The 16,743-nt window shown below is 48.8% G+C and carries 13 protein-coding genes and 1 pseudogene; 6 read left to right on the forward strand and 8 right to left on the reverse strand.

The window, feature by feature from the left end; all coding sequences use genetic code 11:
* Positions 1 to 35: 35 nt before the first annotated feature.
* The gene (locus IPJ88_02740) at positions 36 to 2,648 is read right to left on the reverse strand and encodes an MMPL family transporter (protein ID QQR90675.1); all 2,613 of its coding nucleotides are present in this window, start codon (positions 2,646 to 2,648) and stop codon (positions 36 to 38) included.
* Between the two features lie 152 nt (positions 2,649 to 2,800).
* Here IPJ88_02740 and IPJ88_02745 point away from each other — a divergent pair, with 152 nt between their 5' ends.
* From IPJ88_02745 to IPJ88_02760, 4 genes are all read left to right on the forward strand, one after another.
* Positions 2,801 to 3,127 (forward strand): helix-turn-helix transcriptional regulator, encoded by a 327-nt coding sequence (locus tag IPJ88_02745; protein QQR90676.1) that lies wholly within the window; start codon positions 2,801 to 2,803, stop codon positions 3,125 to 3,127.
* A 79-nt stretch (positions 3,128 to 3,206) separates the two neighbouring features.
* On the forward strand, positions 3,207 to 4,643 hold the full coding sequence (locus tag IPJ88_02750) for a glutamate--tRNA ligase (protein ID QQR90677.1): 1,437 nt from the start codon (positions 3,207 to 3,209) through the stop codon (positions 4,641 to 4,643).
* A gap of 591 nt (positions 4,644 to 5,234) precedes the next feature.
* Complete coding sequence (locus IPJ88_02755; GenBank protein ID QQR90678.1) at positions 5,235 to 5,471, forward strand: CPBP family intramembrane metalloprotease; 237 nt, start codon at positions 5,235 to 5,237, stop codon at positions 5,469 to 5,471.
* Positions 5,472 to 5,552: 81 nt separating this feature from the next.
* Positions 5,553 to 6,995, forward strand: a complete 1,443-nt coding sequence (locus IPJ88_02760; protein ID QQR90679.1) for a glycosyltransferase family 2 protein — start codon at positions 5,553 to 5,555, stop codon at positions 6,993 to 6,995.
* Positions 6,996 to 7,433: 438 nt separating this feature from the next.
* On the opposite strand, the gene IPJ88_02765 is transcribed toward IPJ88_02760, so the two are convergent.
* Entirely contained in the window at positions 7,434 to 9,095 is a 1,662-nt protein-coding gene (locus IPJ88_02765) for an amidase (protein QQR90680.1), read from the reverse strand.
* A gap of 218 nt (positions 9,096 to 9,313) precedes the next feature.
* Between IPJ88_02765 and IPJ88_02770 the strand changes: the two are divergent.
* Positions 9,314 to 10,049 (forward strand): annotated as a pseudogene (locus IPJ88_02770) (YebC/PmpR family DNA-binding transcriptional regulator).
* Complete coding sequence (gene ruvC / locus IPJ88_02775) at positions 10,049 to 10,549, forward strand: crossover junction endodeoxyribonuclease RuvC (GenBank protein QQR90681.1); 501 nt, start codon at positions 10,049 to 10,051, stop codon at positions 10,547 to 10,549. Before IPJ88_02770 ends, ruvC begins: the two are co-directional and overlap by 1 nt.
* Here ruvC and IPJ88_02780 read toward each other — a convergent pair.
* From IPJ88_02780 to IPJ88_02805, 6 genes are all read right to left on the reverse strand, one after another.
* Positions 10,546 to 11,388, reverse strand: a complete 843-nt coding sequence (locus IPJ88_02780) for a matrixin family metalloprotease (protein ID QQR90682.1) — start codon at positions 11,386 to 11,388, stop codon at positions 10,546 to 10,548. The two genes, ruvC and IPJ88_02780, sit on opposite strands and share 4 nt — an antisense overlap.
* Before the next feature lie 195 nt (positions 11,389 to 11,583).
* Entirely contained in the window at positions 11,584 to 12,261 is a 678-nt protein-coding gene (locus IPJ88_02785; protein QQR90683.1) for a rhomboid family intramembrane serine protease, read from the reverse strand.
* On the reverse strand, positions 12,258 to 12,737 hold the full coding sequence (locus IPJ88_02790) for a S24/S26 family peptidase (protein QQR90684.1): 480 nt from the start codon (positions 12,735 to 12,737) through the stop codon (positions 12,258 to 12,260). Before IPJ88_02790 ends, IPJ88_02785 begins: the two co-directional genes overlap by 4 nt.
* A gap of 5 nt (positions 12,738 to 12,742) precedes the next feature.
* Positions 12,743 to 12,910 (reverse strand): hypothetical protein, encoded by a 168-nt coding sequence (locus IPJ88_02795; GenBank protein QQR90685.1) that lies wholly within the window; start codon positions 12,908 to 12,910, stop codon positions 12,743 to 12,745.
* Positions 12,911 to 12,919: 9 nt separating this feature from the next.
* Positions 12,920 to 15,433 (reverse strand): hypothetical protein, encoded by a 2,514-nt coding sequence (locus tag IPJ88_02800; GenBank protein ID QQR90686.1) that lies wholly within the window; start codon positions 15,431 to 15,433, stop codon positions 12,920 to 12,922.
* Positions 15,434 to 15,535: 102 nt separating this feature from the next.
* The gene (locus IPJ88_02805; GenBank protein QQR90687.1) at positions 15,536 to 16,735 is read right to left on the reverse strand and encodes a radical SAM protein; all 1,200 of its coding nucleotides are present in this window, start codon (positions 16,733 to 16,735) and stop codon (positions 15,536 to 15,538) included.
* Positions 16,736 to 16,743: the final 8 nt, after the last annotated feature.

Raw genomic sequence — 16,743 nt, forward strand, 5'->3', positions numbered from 1 at the left:
TTTCATCGTTTTCATCTTTCTATTCCTTTCAGAGCTTATTTGGATGTTCCGAGCGAAACACCCGAAGGGCTTAAGTTCACGTTTGCTGCCTTGCTAGGGTTCTTGCCTAGCCATCGAGTCAAATGACTCATGATGGCAGGAAGTACGACGATAGTGACCACGCTCGAGACAGCCATGATTGCTGCCATCAAGACGCCAACGGTTTTGTAAGGAACCAGTGGCGCAGCAAGGAGTGGCAAAAAGCCAATCGCAATAACGATAGCATTTCGCGCTATCGCACGACCAGGTTCTTTGAACATCAAAGCCATCGTTTTTTTCCAATCTCCAAACTCACCATGAATATCTCGACTCCGCTCAAGAAAATGAATTGCAAAGTCGACAGACAAGCCAAGGGTGAGCGAAGAGAGCACCGCCACGGGCATGTCGTAATCTTTGCCTGCAAAGCCAATGAAGCCGTAGGTAAAGAGAATGGTGATGGTAAGCGGCACCATGCTAAGCAAACCGTAAATAAAGGAACGGAACAAAACGATCATCATGAGGAAGACCATCACGAACGATCCCATGAGGCTCTTGAGCATGCCGCCAACCATTTTATCTTGCCAGACAACATTGATGTACGTGAGACCTGCCCATTGTGCTTTGAGGCCATGTGGCGGAGGATTGGCCGCAAGGTAATCGTCCATCTGCTCTTTGACTTCAGCCATGTCTTGGTTATCGCCACTCTTGAGCTGAAACCAAACCGCACTATGTCGAAGCTCAGGATTGACCATATGCCAAAGGTCTTGAGGTCTGTGCGATGACTCATACTGCAATAAGGTTTGGGCTACCCCGTTTGACGTTTCAGGAATGCGGTAATCCGCGTCTTTGCCGCTTTTAAGTTCGCGGTAAACGGTTTTGACGACATCGGCAAGCGAAATGGTCTTGCCAACATGTGGCGACTTTTCAGCGGCTTTTTGCAGGCGCTCTAGATAGGCAAGGGTCTGCGGATCTTGGAATACTTTGGATTCGCTTTGAGACGTCTCAAGATTGTCTACAAGATCATACCAAAGCTCAGACGATGCACCGGCATCATCACTTGCGAGCGTTTCGACTTCTTCAATCAATGCTGCCGTGAAGGTGATGTCATGTTTCGACACTTTTGTTTTGGCGGCTGTCTTCGCATTTTCCCAAAGCTTTACGGCCTCGGTATTGGCTTTATCTTGCTTCACCAGCGCATCACCTTTTTTGAGGAGCGCATCGTTTTGCTCGTCGCTTTGCTCGAAGATAAGGAAAGCAGGATAGGTCCCAGAGAGATGCTCATTTAACACTGCATCCGCCACGCGTAAGCGGTGGCCATCTTGAAACCATCGAACTGGGTTATCGTTAATATTGACCTTCGTGATGCCGTAGGCGCTGATACCAACAACCGCGACAGCGGCAAGAATCACTAGCTTGGAATAACGTAAGCTCTGCCTGCCAACAGACTCGATGAATTTGCCAAGCAAGCCGCCTTCGCGACGCTTTTCACTGCTCGCGAGGAGTGCCTGCAAACTTTTGTCCGAGAGACTCACTACATAGGCTGGCACAAATACAATCGTAAGGATGAACGCCAACAAAATGCCGGACGCAACAAAGATACCAAATACGCGAACTGGAGGAATCGGTGTGAAGGCAAGAGAAAAGAAGCCAGCCGCTGAAGTAAGCGATGTATAGAGCATCGGGGCAAACAGGTGCCGCACGATTTCAGCAATCGTCGCCCGCCGGTCGCCACGTTTTGGATAAAGGTCAACAAACTCGGAAAGAATATGAACCGAGTCCACCACCGCAATAGGCATCAAGAAAATCGGAATCATCGAGCTCATGATGTGCACAGTGAAACCCATGCCAATCAAGGTACCCATGGTCATCAGCACCGTAGCGAAAGCAATGATCATGGGAGAAAGAATGAGGGGAATGGAACGGAAGAAAAACCACAGCAAAAGAAAGATGACAAGCGCGGCCAAGGGAGCGGAAACGCCCATTTGCGTAAACATCTCCACACCAAAAGTATCTTCCGCGACAGGCAGACCCGTAATGTGAAAGTCATCGCCAGGGTCAAAACCTGCAACGATTTTTTGAATCTCGGTGGAAATGCGATGACTTTGATCTTTGGCTTCAATAGGTACGTAGATGGCGACACTTTTGCCGTCTTCTGAGACGACCGTGCCTCGCAAGGATGGCAATCGAAGCGCAGCATCTCGGACAGCTAACGCTGCAGCCCGGTCTGTCGGAACTTCCCGCATGAGCCATTCGAAGCGAATCGTTCCAGGACCTTCTTGCTCGATATTGTCAACCGTCGAAAGGCCGACTACGTCTTCGGCAATGACACCATCAATCGTCTTGACGGCTTCATTAAGCTTGTGAATCTTTTTCAAAGATTTGGGATTGAATACTCCGTCAGGATCTTTGCTATTGACGACACCGACCACCAACATGTCGTGCAAAGCAAATTCCTTTTTCGCGTGATCGTGAAAAATTCGCGCTGGCTCTTCGGGGGAGAGCATGTTCTCCGGGTCCGTATCGATATGAATCTTAGGAATAAACGAAGCCAAACCAAGGGTGGCAACCACAACGAAGGTGAACACAATCCGTGGGCGGTTCAGGGCAAAATCAATCAAACGCTGTCTCATGTTTTCTTCTCCAACAGTCCTCGGAGCACGACTCCGAAGGGAATGAATTATTCAACGTTATATGAACGTATAGCTATATAGTTATATTGTCAAGTAGGCATGAATGTGTTATATTTAAAATTAGAGAAAGGCCGTTTTTGGCGGGTGGTGTTATGAAAAAACGCATGAATTCAGGTACTTTTGCTGCTGTAGCCCAACGTTTTCGCATTCTTGGGGTGCCTCTGCGCCTGCAGATTCTGCAGCAACTGTCGGACGGGGAACAAAGTGTCTCGGAGCTGGTTCAGGCCACCGGAAGCTCACAGCCCAATGTCTCCAAGCACCTGGCAACGCTACTTTCGCATGGCTTTGTAAAACGTGCCCAACGCGGAAACACGGCCTTTTATACGGTTACCGACAAAACGATCTTCGAGCTTTGCGACCTGGTGTGCGGAACCATCGAAAATAGCCTGGCCCGGCAAAAAGAGATGCTGGAGGGCTAGGGCATGACCGACAAGGAAGCGCTCGCGCTGCGCCAGCGCGCTTGACCAGGAGCCTACGCCTTGATAACGGCAGTTCACCATGCCTCAAACCGTTCGAGTTCGTTTTGCACCTTCACCCACTGGCTATCTTCACATTGGCGGCGTACGCACTGCCCTTTTTAGTTGGCTTTGGGCCAAGAAAAATGGCGGCAAGTTTATATTGCGTATTGAGGATACCGATCAAGAACGCAGCACTGAGCAAAGTGTTCAATGTATTTTGGATTCCATGCGCTGGCTTGGCCTTGACTGGGATGAAGGTCCAGAAGTTGGCGGGGAGCATGGCCCCTATTTTCAAACGCAGCGTTTGGATATCTACGCAACTTACGCTGAACGCCTGATTGCGCAAGGCAAAGCATACCGTTGCTACTGCACCAAGGAAGATCTGGCCGCTGCCCGAGAAGCACACGCTAAAAGCGGAACGCGCGCTGCCTTTAAGTATCCCGGGACCTGTCGCGATATAAAAGACGATGCCAGCAAAAAGCACGTCGTTCGCTTTATCGCACCCACCACGGGAAGCACCGGTTGGGTTGATCTGGTAAAGGGCCGCATTGATGTCCCGAACGATACACAACAAGATTTTGTGATTCTTCGCCCCGGTGGCATTCCTCTTTACAACTTTGGCTGTGTCGTGGACGACGCAGAGATGAAGATCACTCTCGTGACACGCGGGGACGATCACGTGATCAACACACCCATGCAGATCATGATGTACGAAGCAATGGGGCTCAAACCTCCGGCCTTTGCTCATCTGCCGATGATTTTGGCACCAAACGGCGAAAAGCTTTCCAAGCGCCATGCCGCGGTTGCTGCACTTGATTACCGAGATTCGGGCTATTTGGCAGATGGTGTCCTAAACTACCTTGCCCGTCTTGGTTGGTCACATGGCGATCAAGAAATTTTTACACGAGATGAGTTAATCGAGAAGTTTAATTGGGAGCATGTGGGAAGCACGGCTGGGCGCTACGATGCAAAGAAGTTTCTTTATGTACAGGCATCGCATTTGCGCATGCTCGACGATGCACAACTAGCCAACGAAGTCTTACCCTTTTTAAGTAAACGAGGAGTCACGAACCCAGACATGACGGTGCTAAAGCAAGCCGTCGCAACGGCAAAATCACGCGCGAGCACTTTGATTGAGCTTGCCGAGATGATCGACTTTTATCTACTCGATACGCCCGTGTTTGACGAAAAAGCAAAGAACAAATTTCTTGGGGCCGCAAGCATTGAAGCGCTTAGTGCACTGAAAGATGAACTATCAGGGCTCTGTGATTTTTCTGAGCAGGCACTGGAAGACCATGTTAAGGCTTGGCTTGAACCAAAAGGCTACGCTCTTAAAGATATCGCTCAACCTGCACGCGTCGCTCTTACCGGCCGCACGAAAAGCCCTGGGCTTTTTGAGATGATGGCTGTGCTTGGCAAAGACAAAACCATGCGCCGTATCGAAGAAGGCGTCATGATTGCTAAGAGCAATAGCTAAACATGATGTTTGCTTGGTTTGCTGAGCTTCTTCCTCAACATTTTTTTCTAGAGCCCTGGAAACAAATCGATAAAGAAGCCGCGCAGGAACGCAGGCAGCTAAAGACTTACGACTACCGACCTTTATGGGTGTTTTGCACGGCCGCTCTTTGCCTGAGCCTTATGGAATATTTCGGAGGCTCAACTGGCTTTGATAAGTTTATCGATTTTTTTTCGTTAAACATCGACCTAAGTCACCCCTATTTCGAACTGTTCACCTATCTTTGGTGGACTGGCTGGCGACTGTTCGGCTATTTGCTTGTGCCAGCTTTCGTCATCGTATTCATATTTAAAGAAGACATTCTCACTTACGGGCTCAAATCACCTCAAGCCTTTGGACACTTTCGTCTGTATGTTGCATGCCTTGCTATTGTGATCTGTTGCGTGCTCTTTGCCAGCACTCAAGACAGTTTCCTTCGTTACTACCCTTTTTATTCTCTGGCAGGACGCAGTTGGTTTGATTTTCTGACTTGGGAATTTATTTATCTTTTACAGTTTTTCTCGCTTGAATTTTTCTTCCGTGGTTTTTTTTTTAAAGGGCTGCAAAACTCAAATGGGATCGCATGCCATCTTTGCCATGGTAGTGCCCTATTGCATGATTCATTTTTCAAAACCTTTTCCGGAAGTGTGTGCAGCAATTATCGCTGGCATCGTATTAGGCACACTTGCTCTACGGACCAAATCCATAGGGTTAGGTTTTTTGCTCCATGCCGTGGTGGCTGTTGGGATGGATCTTGCTTCCCTTCGGGTGAGCGACTACCTGCCGGAGCATTTTTGGCCAATGATTTAGGATAGTTAGCTCATCGGCGTTACTTACACGACCCTACAAGAATTTACATTCTAATGACAAATCCAGAGCTATGCTGCGCCCATGCAAACAGCTGTTATATCCCTTTATCTCGTCGTCCTTTTTATTCTTGCTGTCTACGGCTCACACCGTGGCATGCTGCTTTACCTTTATTGGAAGCACAAAAAGTCTAAGCCCGTTGCTGCTGGGAAATTTGAGCAACTTCCCGTCGTAACCGTGCAGTTGCCTATGTTCAATGAGATGTATGTGGCAGAACGTTTGCTCGAAAGCATCACTCAACTCGACTACCCCAAAGAATGTTTAGAGATTCAGGTCCTCGACGATTCAACCGACGAGACAACACGCATCGCCCTTGAAAAAGTCGAAGAACTTAAGAGCCGCGGCTTTGACGCAAGCTATATTCACCGTACGGATCGCACCGGATACAAAGCAGGCGCTCTTGAAGAGGGGCTTAAAGTTTCTCGAGGCGACTATCTAATGGTGTTCGATGCTGATTTTGTTCCCACAAAAAGCATTATTAAGAACCTCATTCATTATTTCACCGACAAGAAAGTCGGCATGGTGCAGGCCCGTTGGGGACATCTGAACCGCGACTATTCAGTGCTTACCCGTGTACAGTCCATGATGCTTGATGGCCACTTTGTCATCGAGCACATCGCGCGCAATCGTTCAGGACGCTTTTTCAACTTCAATGGCACAGCAGGTATCTGGCGTAAACAAGCTATTATCGATGCCGGCGGCTGGGAGCACGACACACTAACTGAGGATATGGATCTTAGTTTCCGTGCTCAGTTACGTGGCTGGCGTTTTATCTACGTGCCTGAAGCCATTGCTCCAGCGGAGATTCCTTGTGAAATGAACAGTTTCAAAGGTCAGCAGTTTCGGTGGGCAAAGGGCTCCGCGCAGACCACAAAGAAGCTACTATTTACCGTGCTTCGCTCCAATATCCCTTTGCGTGTCAAAATTGAATGTGTCTTTCATCTGACCAACAACTTCGCCTATTTATTCTTGGTAGCGTTAGCTCTTTTGCAGTTGCCCAACATGCTTCTAAGGCGCAAACTCGATAATCCTGAATTGCTTTTGCTCGACGTGCCGCTCTTTGTCATGACCACAGGATCAATCGCTTTATTCTACCTAACCACCCATCGCGCGCTTTACCGAAACCTTTGGGAAGCTACAAAGCGTCTTCCCTTGATGATGGCGCTCGGCATTGGCCTTTCGCTAAACAATGCCCGAGCTGTACTTGAAGGGCTTTTTGGTGGAGAGTCGGAGTTTGTCCGAACACCCAAACACGGGGTGACTTCGAACCGCGACGCCTGGAGCCTTAAGAAGTACAAAGCTGGTAAGAATCTATACAGCTGGATTGAGCTCTTTTTTGGTCTTTATTTTGTTGCAACCATCGCAATAGCAGTCGTCACGGGTTCCTGGGTAAGCATTCCTTTCTTGCTCCTGTTCATGGTCGGCTTCCTCTACGTCGGCGCATTAAGTTTGCACCAAGCACGCTGATATATGCCTTTATCGCGCTAGGCTTGCAACGATGCACAGGGTTCCCATGCTCAAACAGTCCTCGCTTCGCTGCGGAACTGCGCGTGGAAACCCTGTGCATCGTTGCCACAAGACAGCAAAGTCAATCGATGTGCATTCAAGATAACGCTATGAGCTGAAACCCTATCATAGTGGTGAAGGGGCGTTTCGGATTAGAACACACGTCTCTCGAGTTAACTTCCTTTGGTATTCCAGTACAGCGACTAAATACCTCTGTCAGGGCGTACAAGAACAGCGTTGTCTCTCTAGTCTTGTCGCAAAGAGGAGGTAGGACTTTACGCGCAGTTCCGCAGCGAAGCGAGGACTGTTTGAGCATGAAGTCCTACCTCCTCTTTGCAAGCTCAGCACTGGAAAATAGTAATTTACCCCAGTTAACTTATAGCCGATTCGGCTTCTAACTTAGAAACAACGGGCGGGTTTTTCGGAGCGGGATATTCCTGTCCGTTCAAGCGCTGCCATAGCGCTTAGGACTGCACCTTCATCCCAAGCATCTGCCATCAGTTGCAAAGCAAAAGGTAAACCATCTGCATTGCGACCGATGGGAGCTGTGCCTGCCGGAAGACCTGTTATGTTAGCAAGAAAAGCATAGCGACATAGTGCATCAAGCGATTCCGGATCAAGCACGCCCTCTACCATTTCTTCAATGTTTGAAAATCGCGGAGCAAGACAAGCAGTGCTTGGAAGCGCAATGAGATCGACTTGATCGAATAGCTCCGAAGTCTGCTTGCGAAGAGTCGCGCGTAGTTGTTGGGCAGCGAGATACTCATCTGGACCGATCTCACTCACAAAAGCGCGCATAAGTCTGACGTCAGGGCCGTACTCTTCGTTAGCTTTGGTTTTTAGACGTCTAAACGACGCATAGGCCTCCGGGGCAAGGGTAAGATAGCCTATGGCCGAAGCATGATGAGCCAATGGCAGGCTAATCGAGACGATTTCAGCGCCTTCGTCTTCAAGTGCTTGCAGTGCAAGGTTAGCAGCGGAAACAATCGCAGGATCGGCCAGCGCCCAAAGCGTTTCGTCAACACCAATGCGGAACCCTTTGATACCTTGAGCCATGTCAGCTAAAAGCTCGTTGGCGCTGTATGCTGCGATGCCCCGAGATGCTGGATCGATACCGTCATCACCAGCTACCGCTTCCAAAAACAAGGCGAGCTCATAAGAACTAACTCCAATGGGTCCAAGATGATTCATGCTGCCATCAAAGCGATCACCCGTACGAGGTATGCGGCCAAAGGTAGGCTTGATTCCAAACACACCGTTTAACGCAGCTGGTATGCGAATCGATCCACCGCCATCGGCTCCAAGCGCCACCGGACAAAGGCCCAGCGCAACCGCTGTGGCTGAGCCCGTTGAACTCCCACCTGCCATGTGTTTTGAGTGATGCACATTGCTTGGCATCCTTCGTTGCGGATTCACGCCGAGTGGGGACATTCCAAACTCGGTCATCACCGTATGCCCAACGATCAGCGCACCTTGTGCTCGAAGGCGTTTTACGACGGTTGCATCTTCGGTCGCCGGTGTGGTTTCAATCCAATTCGTACCTAAACGCGTACGTAAGGAGCTCACATCGCTTTGCTCTTTGATGGCAATGGGAACACCATCGAAAGGACCTAAGGGCTGATTATTTCTCCAGCGCTCCGTTGAAGCTTTGGCCTCGGCAAGTACGCCCGCTTCATCAACACTCAAAAATGGATTTGCACTTGGTATTTCTCCATCAAGCGCATCAATTTCTTCAAATAACGCCTTAGCGACCTGTTCGGGGCTTCGAGCGTGCTTTGTGTAAAGGTCGTGAACAAAGGCTTGGGTTCGAGGCCATTCACTGGGGCTTGAAGGGGCGAAAGGTTCTCCCTTTCTTAGTGCACGCGCTTTATTTCGAGCTTTGGGCAGCACCGTTACTGGAAGCGCTTCTCGTGATTCCATAGGTAGTTTGTCGAGTTCCGCGATACCCAATTGCTGTCGCATCGCAAACGCTAAGGCCATTCGAGCTGGCTTGGCGCTTTGCGATCGAAGAAGCAAGTTAAGGGCACGCCCCGAAACCCTATGATTTAGAAGATTTTTCACAACTGCAACTTAACCAAGTATCTCGCCATTGTCATCTTCGCCAGCATTTGCCATTGATCCGAGTTTTGGATAAGAAAAGGCAATTAAAGTCTTTTTTGCACGGCAGACCTGCGTAAAACTATCTTTGAGCTTATTTACGAAGGTCTAACGCAAAAAAAGTCTAAAAACATGCTCAATTGGCTTTTCTTATCTAAAACTGAGGTTAATAATACAGCGCTATGAGTGGTCACAGTAAATGGTCAACGATTAAACATAAAAAAGGTGCAGCCGATGCCAAGCGGGGAAAGCTGTTCACCAAGCTTATCAAGGAAGTTACCATCGCGGCGCGCAGCGGCGGAGGAGATCCTGCTGGCAATCCGCGTTTGCGCCGCGCACTTGATGATGCAAGGGCCAACAACATGCCTCAAGACAACATCACGCGCGCCATCAAAAAAGGCACGGGTGAACTTGAAGGCGTACAATACGAAGAGCTTACTTACGAAGGCGTTGGCCCCAGCGGAACCTTGTTCGTCATACAAGCCGTGACAGACAACCGAAACCGGACCTTGCCAGAGCTACGAAAGATTTTTGATAAGCACAACGGTCAAATGGGAAGCGGCGGATCGGCTCTTTGGGCTTTCGATGAAAAAGGCATCATTGAGCTCGCGAAGGAGAGCATTGGTGAAGAAAAGCTTTTTGAAATAGCTGTTAGCGCTGGGGCAGAAGATTTACAGGCCATTGAAGACATCTGGTGCATCACTACACCACGCGAAGAAAATTGATACCGTGCGTGATGCCTTGGTCCAAGCAGGCCTCGAGCCCACTCGCGTTGCTCTTGAATTTATCCCCAAGACACCAAAAGTTGTCTCAGCATCCGATGGTGAGACTTTACTCAACCTTTATGAAGCTCTTGATGATCATGATGACGTGCAAAAAGTAAGTGCGGATTTCGAACTTGATGAAAGCAATGATTGATGCGTGTTCTTGGCATCGATCCGGGGACTCGTCAAACCGGATGGGGCATTATCGAAAAGCATCAGCGTGGTCTAAAAGGCATTGCTGCTGGAATCATAAAGGCGGAATCAAAGCTTAATTTAGAGAAACGTCTACAGATTATATTCCGCGGCGTCGGTGAAGTTATCGAAACACACAAGCCCGACCAGATTGCAATTGAAGACATGTTTTTTTCACATCGCTATGTGCAAGGTGCATTAAAGCTTGGGCACGCCAGAGGCGTTATTCTACTGGCTGCAGCGGAACACAATCTTGAAGTATCAGCCTACTCTCCCGCACTAGTCAAGCGAAGCATTGCGGGCAATGGACAAGCTCAAAAAGATCAAGTGGCGCGGATGGTTGAATCAATTCTAGGTCTGAAAAAACTACCTCATCCCGATGCTACGGATGCGCTAGCGATTGCACTAACACACCTAAGCAAGATCCAGCTATCTAGCCGCGAACGAAAAATAGTAGCCTAAAGCTTTTTTCGATTCGGGCGTAAAATCATAAAAGCGAACACGGCAAATAACCACACCACGGAGCTACGACTATCCTGGCCACCCTGAAGTAGCATACAGCCGCCATCGATTCCGGCGAGAATAAGGTCTCCACTACCTGGTGTAATCGAATCAATTGGATAGGTGGTGCAAACAGCGTTTACGTCATTTTTTTCATTGAGTTCATCAATCTCTTCGAAGCGAGACGGATACATGATCGAAGAGGTTTCGGTATCCATGTGACCAAAACCGAGTACATGGCCAAGTTCATGCGTCATCACGCCTTGCAGCTCTGCTACCGTTCGGTTGTTTTCTGTGTCGTATTCAGGAAAATCAATATCTTCAAGTGTCCATGAAAAATTGGCGGCGTTGATATCCATATCGGCATCAATAATACGACCCGTTGTCGCATTAAATATTGTCGTAGTGAGTGCCAAGACTTGTTGAGGGTTCGGGTTTTCACCGTTAGCACCATTACCGCTGTTGCTTGCCCAACGCTCATCCGTAGAAGATTGCGGCCATGACATGACATCTTGTTCATCAGTAGTGGTACGAAACACCATACGGTTAATACAATCTGCAGCGTTGGTGGGTATCCCAAAGCGATCGCCACATCGGCTATCCGGGAAAAAATCATCTGATAGATTAGTGGCAATATCACTTACTTTTGGAACGGGTCTTTGGAACTCAAAATTAGTACACCCCGGAGCTTCCCATTTTTGTTGCGACGTTGTGATTGCGTTTCGGAAACCTTCTTCATCAATGTTGGCAGGAGCGGCGCTATCGAATTGACTTCCATCCGTACGTTTCGCACTGCCCAATAGAGAGCTTTGCCATTAGACGTTGTACGCCGAGTAAAGGTAGGCGCCGAGTCAAACTGAGCTTGAGCGCTCGTGTTTATACCCACAATCGTAAAGGCTAAGAGAATTAAGCTGAGGGAGCGCATGCCTATATTTTGACACTACTTTAACAAGAAATCCATTCATTGAGATTTTAGGATTTCAGAGCTCTTTCAACTAAGGCCTACGCCGAGCGCGCTTTGCCTGACGAAAGAGTGGTGTGAGCATAAGGCCAGCCACAAAACCACCAATATGTGCGAAAAAAGCTACACCGCCCATGCTTGATCCAGCCTGAGCCAGAGCCGAATGTCCCCCAAGGAGCTGCAGCGCAAACCAAACGAAAATAAAGAAGAAAGCTGGGATCTCAATGAACTGAATGAAAATGAAAATCGGAACCACGGTGAAAATCCGCGCGCCAGGGAAAAGCGAAACATAAGCAGCCAGTACACCTGAAATCGCACCAGATGCTCCCACCATAGGAACTTTGCTCCCCGGTTCAATCGCAGTCTGAGCTACAACGGCCGCTAGACCACACAGTAGATAAAACCAGATAAAACGCTTTTTACCAGATCGATCTTCAACATTGTCGCCGAAAATATGCAAAAACCACATATTGCCGATCAAATGAAGCCAGCCACCATGCATAAACATGCTGGTGAAAGGACGCAGCAGACTTTCAAGATAGAATTCTTGGGTTAGAAAATAAGGAACCATCCCCCAGCGACGCACAACGAGTTCCATCCCATGGGGACCTAAACTCACCTGATAAATAAATACAGCGACGTTCGCTGCAATCAACGCCCAGGTCAGTAAGGGTTTGCTTCTGGTAGGGTTTCTGTCTTTAAGAGGTATCACGGACGCAAACTATGCGGCGAATACTCAGAGGTCAATGCACGCCGAAAGGGCTTAGTAACTCTGCACGCAAACCAAAAACTGTTTCGAATAACAGGCAAGACACGCAAAAATACTTTTCTGAAAACACCCGCTATCGCAGGCGGTATGTGCCGAAAGTGAAAGCGAAAAATCACCATACCCTGAACTTGGCCAATAATATCCGACTTCGCAATCCAGCCATCGTCCTGACGCCGGTTGTCTCCCTGCGTGCGCAGATAACTTGAAGTCACCTCTCTTACCCGATGAAGTACAACTTTTCCGTCTCTAAGGAAGAACACGAGATCACCGGGACAACATCGCTCTTCGCAACTGCTAATCCAAACTTTGGTCCCAGGCCATACAAGCGGAAGCATACTACTTCCACGAAGCCGTACGCTGAAACCACCTTTTTCCAGAAGTTCTTCCAAAAAATCAGGATGAACACAAAGCTGATGCATGAACCCTAACTGTTACCCTGCGGGAAAGTGCACTCTCCCGGCGCAAAAGGTGCGCATGGAATACAAAATGCTTCGAACTCAGCACTTTCCTCAATGCAAGGAGCTTCGTATGGCGCTTTTTTCTGATCGGAAGTTGTATCAAATAACTTATTGTTTCTATCGATTTTATCCATCGCCTCTTCCTAATAATAAATGTAAGCGTCGCCACTGTTAGTAATGACTACGTCACGAAACCCATCACCGTTGACGTCACCAGGAAAACCTGAACCGCCGCCACCTGCCCATGGAAAGATATATTCAGCCTGCGAACGTAAGAATGCTGTCGCGCTACCTGTTGTATAAAATACCGAATGAAAACCAACGCCTACGGGGGCTTCATCTGCACTAATTAAAACAAGGTCGCAGCTGCCATTAAAATCAAGATCACATAGCGGTCCGTGAACAGGATGCTGCCCCAAAGGCATCGCAAAACCATAATAGTCATCGGTAGCATTGGCTACGTTGTTGGTATATACGATTGTATTAGCACTCGAATATCCGCCGTTGCTTGCTAAATACACAACAACTTCCCCTTGGCCAGGCTCATCAACATCAGCCTCGAGCGCTTGGAATACGGCTAGATCATAGTCACCGTCATCATCGATATCGCCGACGTTGCGTACCAACGACGCATAGCCCGAGCTGTAACCGTTGGCATTGCCGATTCCAGGTCCTCCGCTATCAAAAGGTGTCCCGAGAGTGATCTGGGACAGTCCACCGCCTGCTGTGTAACTGCGTCCCAAGATCAAATGCAATTCACCATCTACGGTCTGATCTGTGCGATCGGTACCGGCTCCGCTCACAACAAAATCGTCGAATCCATCACTATCAATATCACTCACCGGACTAAGACCAAAACGGCCCAAGCGTACACCCGTAGCACCTTCGAGGAAAAAACCATTTGGAACGACATCGCCAAGTCCTGTATCAGGCAAGGTAATCGTAGTCCCCGACGTATAGGAAGCGGAACCCAAAAGAACAAACACTCTTCCGTTTCGGATCGTGGGGCCAGCGGAATCACCCAAACTTCCGATAATCAAGTCATGAAGCGGTTGACCGGCATTGTTATCGTTGTTGAAGTTGCCTACCGATGCCATGGTCACACCGAGGCCACCAAAAAAGTCTGTGCCTCGAATACACACATCCACTTCGCAGGTTGCATCGTTTCCGTCGGTTACACTGAGAACCGAGGGGAAAACCGCTTTGCCATAGATGATATATATCGAACCGGCATAACCAGGCGAATGGTTCTCAAAGGAATCGGAAAACGCAAAATCATTCATTCCATCGCCGTTGAAATCGCCGATGCCTACAGCTTGATCTGCCAAGGAACTCGTCGAACCGTAGGTAAACGCAGTCGTATAGGCTGATTGTGGATTGGACGGGAATCCAGTGTCGGAGCCAAGCACAAGATAGGCTACCGCAGTTCCGCTGACGATAAAGTCGTCAATCGTATCGCCGTTGACATCGCCAATCGCAGAAATAACGCGACCCATACCGCCGGTTGCAGGCAAACCCAATCCAAGTTCGGCCGCCCGGTTTTGTATATGAGCTGGACCCACTTGATTGAAAGCGTCCTTTACAAAAACACTATTGGCACCAATCGTCGCGCCAAAGGGCGTCAGACTTCCTCCGAAATCCTCGCCACGTACCGCACAATATTTTGCTGAACCAAAACGTTCAAAGCCCGCAATAACCTCTGTTTGAGAATCACCTGCAGGCTGTGGCACACTGCTGAGTTCTAACTCGCTACCGGCCGCAGCATCCCATGCAGCAGTGTCGTTGATTGGGCTCGATGCACAACGCAGCAGGTAGCGTTGGAGTAACGCAAGATCACCATCACCGCCTCCAGATACCGCGGTCCAGGTAACGGTAACTTCGCCTCCACGGCGCTGAGCCACCTCAGTGGGATCCGTGAAATAAAGAACAGCAGGGGTAGCAATAGCATCCGGTGGGGGGGTCGTATCGACGTTAACCGTAATACTGCTTTGCGCCGCCGGGTCTACTAGTTTGGCAGTCAAAACGATATCAAGCCCGTCAGCAACGCTCACACAGAAAATCGCTAGGCTTGTCGATATCTCGGCGGTGGCGGTGGCGGCATCGCTATCAGGGCTACCTCCTACCCACAACTGAACTTCATTACCATCTCCAGCATTGCTAGAAAGAATTACCTGAAGTTGCAGACCATCTTGTTGATCGTCACAATCACCATCCATATTGAAAAAGTCACCATCTTTAGGTGAAACAAAACTTAGTAGCGAATCTGCAATGGTTCCGTTGACGACAACAAAGCTTCGCACACTCGACTGAACGGTGCCGTCGACATTTCGAACACGGATGCTGTTCTGTCCTTCGGCAAAGGTAAAAGCTGGGAAACTTGCCGTACCATCTTCACCCACAGTGGCGGTAAGCCCGGTGTTGACAAATGAGACACCATTTTCAATTTCCAAATACAGCTCTGCATCTGGGAAAAAGCCCAAGGTGTTTACGCTTACCGCAAATTGGAAGCCGTCCAAGCCAGTATCCTGGTCAGCGGTACTATCGAGAACAGCGCCTTCTTGCGGTGAAACAATCTCAATCACACTCGAGACATGGCTATCGCTACACGCGCTAACTGAGAAAAGTAAGAAAAACAATGCAAAAACTTGCCGAGTCATGGTGCTATTCATTAAGATTCGTGCCCCCTATTTTAGCGTCAGGAACTATAGGCGGTTTTTCCCTACAGTGCAAAGGGCGAAATCAAGTCTTTAATATTGTTTTTATTGAGTTTTTCGGCCGATTTGAAGTAAAGGCTGTGCGGTGGGTTTGGCGGTAATCCAAGAATGGCGTGCTCGAAGCTGCTTGTCCTCGGACATGAGATGATCCTCAACACACTCGATAAGCTCGTTAGTCCGCTGTTTAAAGGGCCCTGTAACGGCTTCCGAAAGGACTTGCCCGTCTTTCACCAATCGAAACTTCTTGTTTTTAATCAATTGATATTCTGTAAGCGCCTTACGACAAGCTTCAAGATAAGGACCCAATGCATCACCGTTTTCAGCCAGTGCTGATGCATAACAACGCTTGCAATAGTGACGTAGATCGCAATCCCGGCAACCGTGAATATCCGCCCAACGCAGAGAGCGAATAAACTTTACTTCACTCCCCTCAGCATAGACATCCGACAATCGATCTTGCCTTGCATCACCTAGAGGTACCTGCAGTTGTGTGCAAGGCCGAATCTCTCCGTTCGCTTCAATATGCACGCTTTGCTGACACGCTCCACAGGGCGCGTGTGTGATCGGAATATGTCGATCCTGAGCAGCAGTGCCCCGTGCCTTGCGAAGTGCGATGATATCTTCATGGTCCAAGTCATGCTCCGAAGGAGCACGATCCCCATCTTCCCGTGCCGAGATCCCTTCACCCACCATATGCCTTGCACCCAACGACTCTACAAGCTCGACATACGATGCGTAGTCATGGACGTTTTCCTTCATGGCCGGTGTTTTGACCAAAGTCGAAACCTTTTCGGCCACTAAGTAACGAATCGCATCCACCGTTTTATTCCAAGAACCTTTTACACCTGTAATTGTATCGTGCTTTTGAGCATCGGGCGAATACAAACTGATCTGAACTTCATGCACCGCTAGCTTAGCAAACTGTTTCGCCATGGACTGATCCACTCGCAATCCGTTTGTAAAGATCGTTACACAAAACTGTTTTGCACGGGCGTAGGCAACAAGTTCTAAAAAATCCTTACGTAGCGTGACTTCGCCGCCTGATAGAGTTAAAAACAGCACGCCCAGCTCAGCTAACTGATCCATCAGCTGCTTCACTTCCAGAGTATCCATCTCGCCTTTTTGTCCGTGAATCTGATAGCAATGCACACACACTTCGTTGCATCGATCAGACAGCTCCAACATCGCCGAAAGCGGCGAGGAACGTCTGACTTGGCGTTGTACAATGTCTTTAGCGAGAGCCATGATAGAAT

Source organism: Myxococcales bacterium (assembly GCA_016699535.1).
In the GTDB taxonomy this organism is placed as follows: domain Bacteria; phylum Myxococcota_A; class Polyangia; order Polyangiales.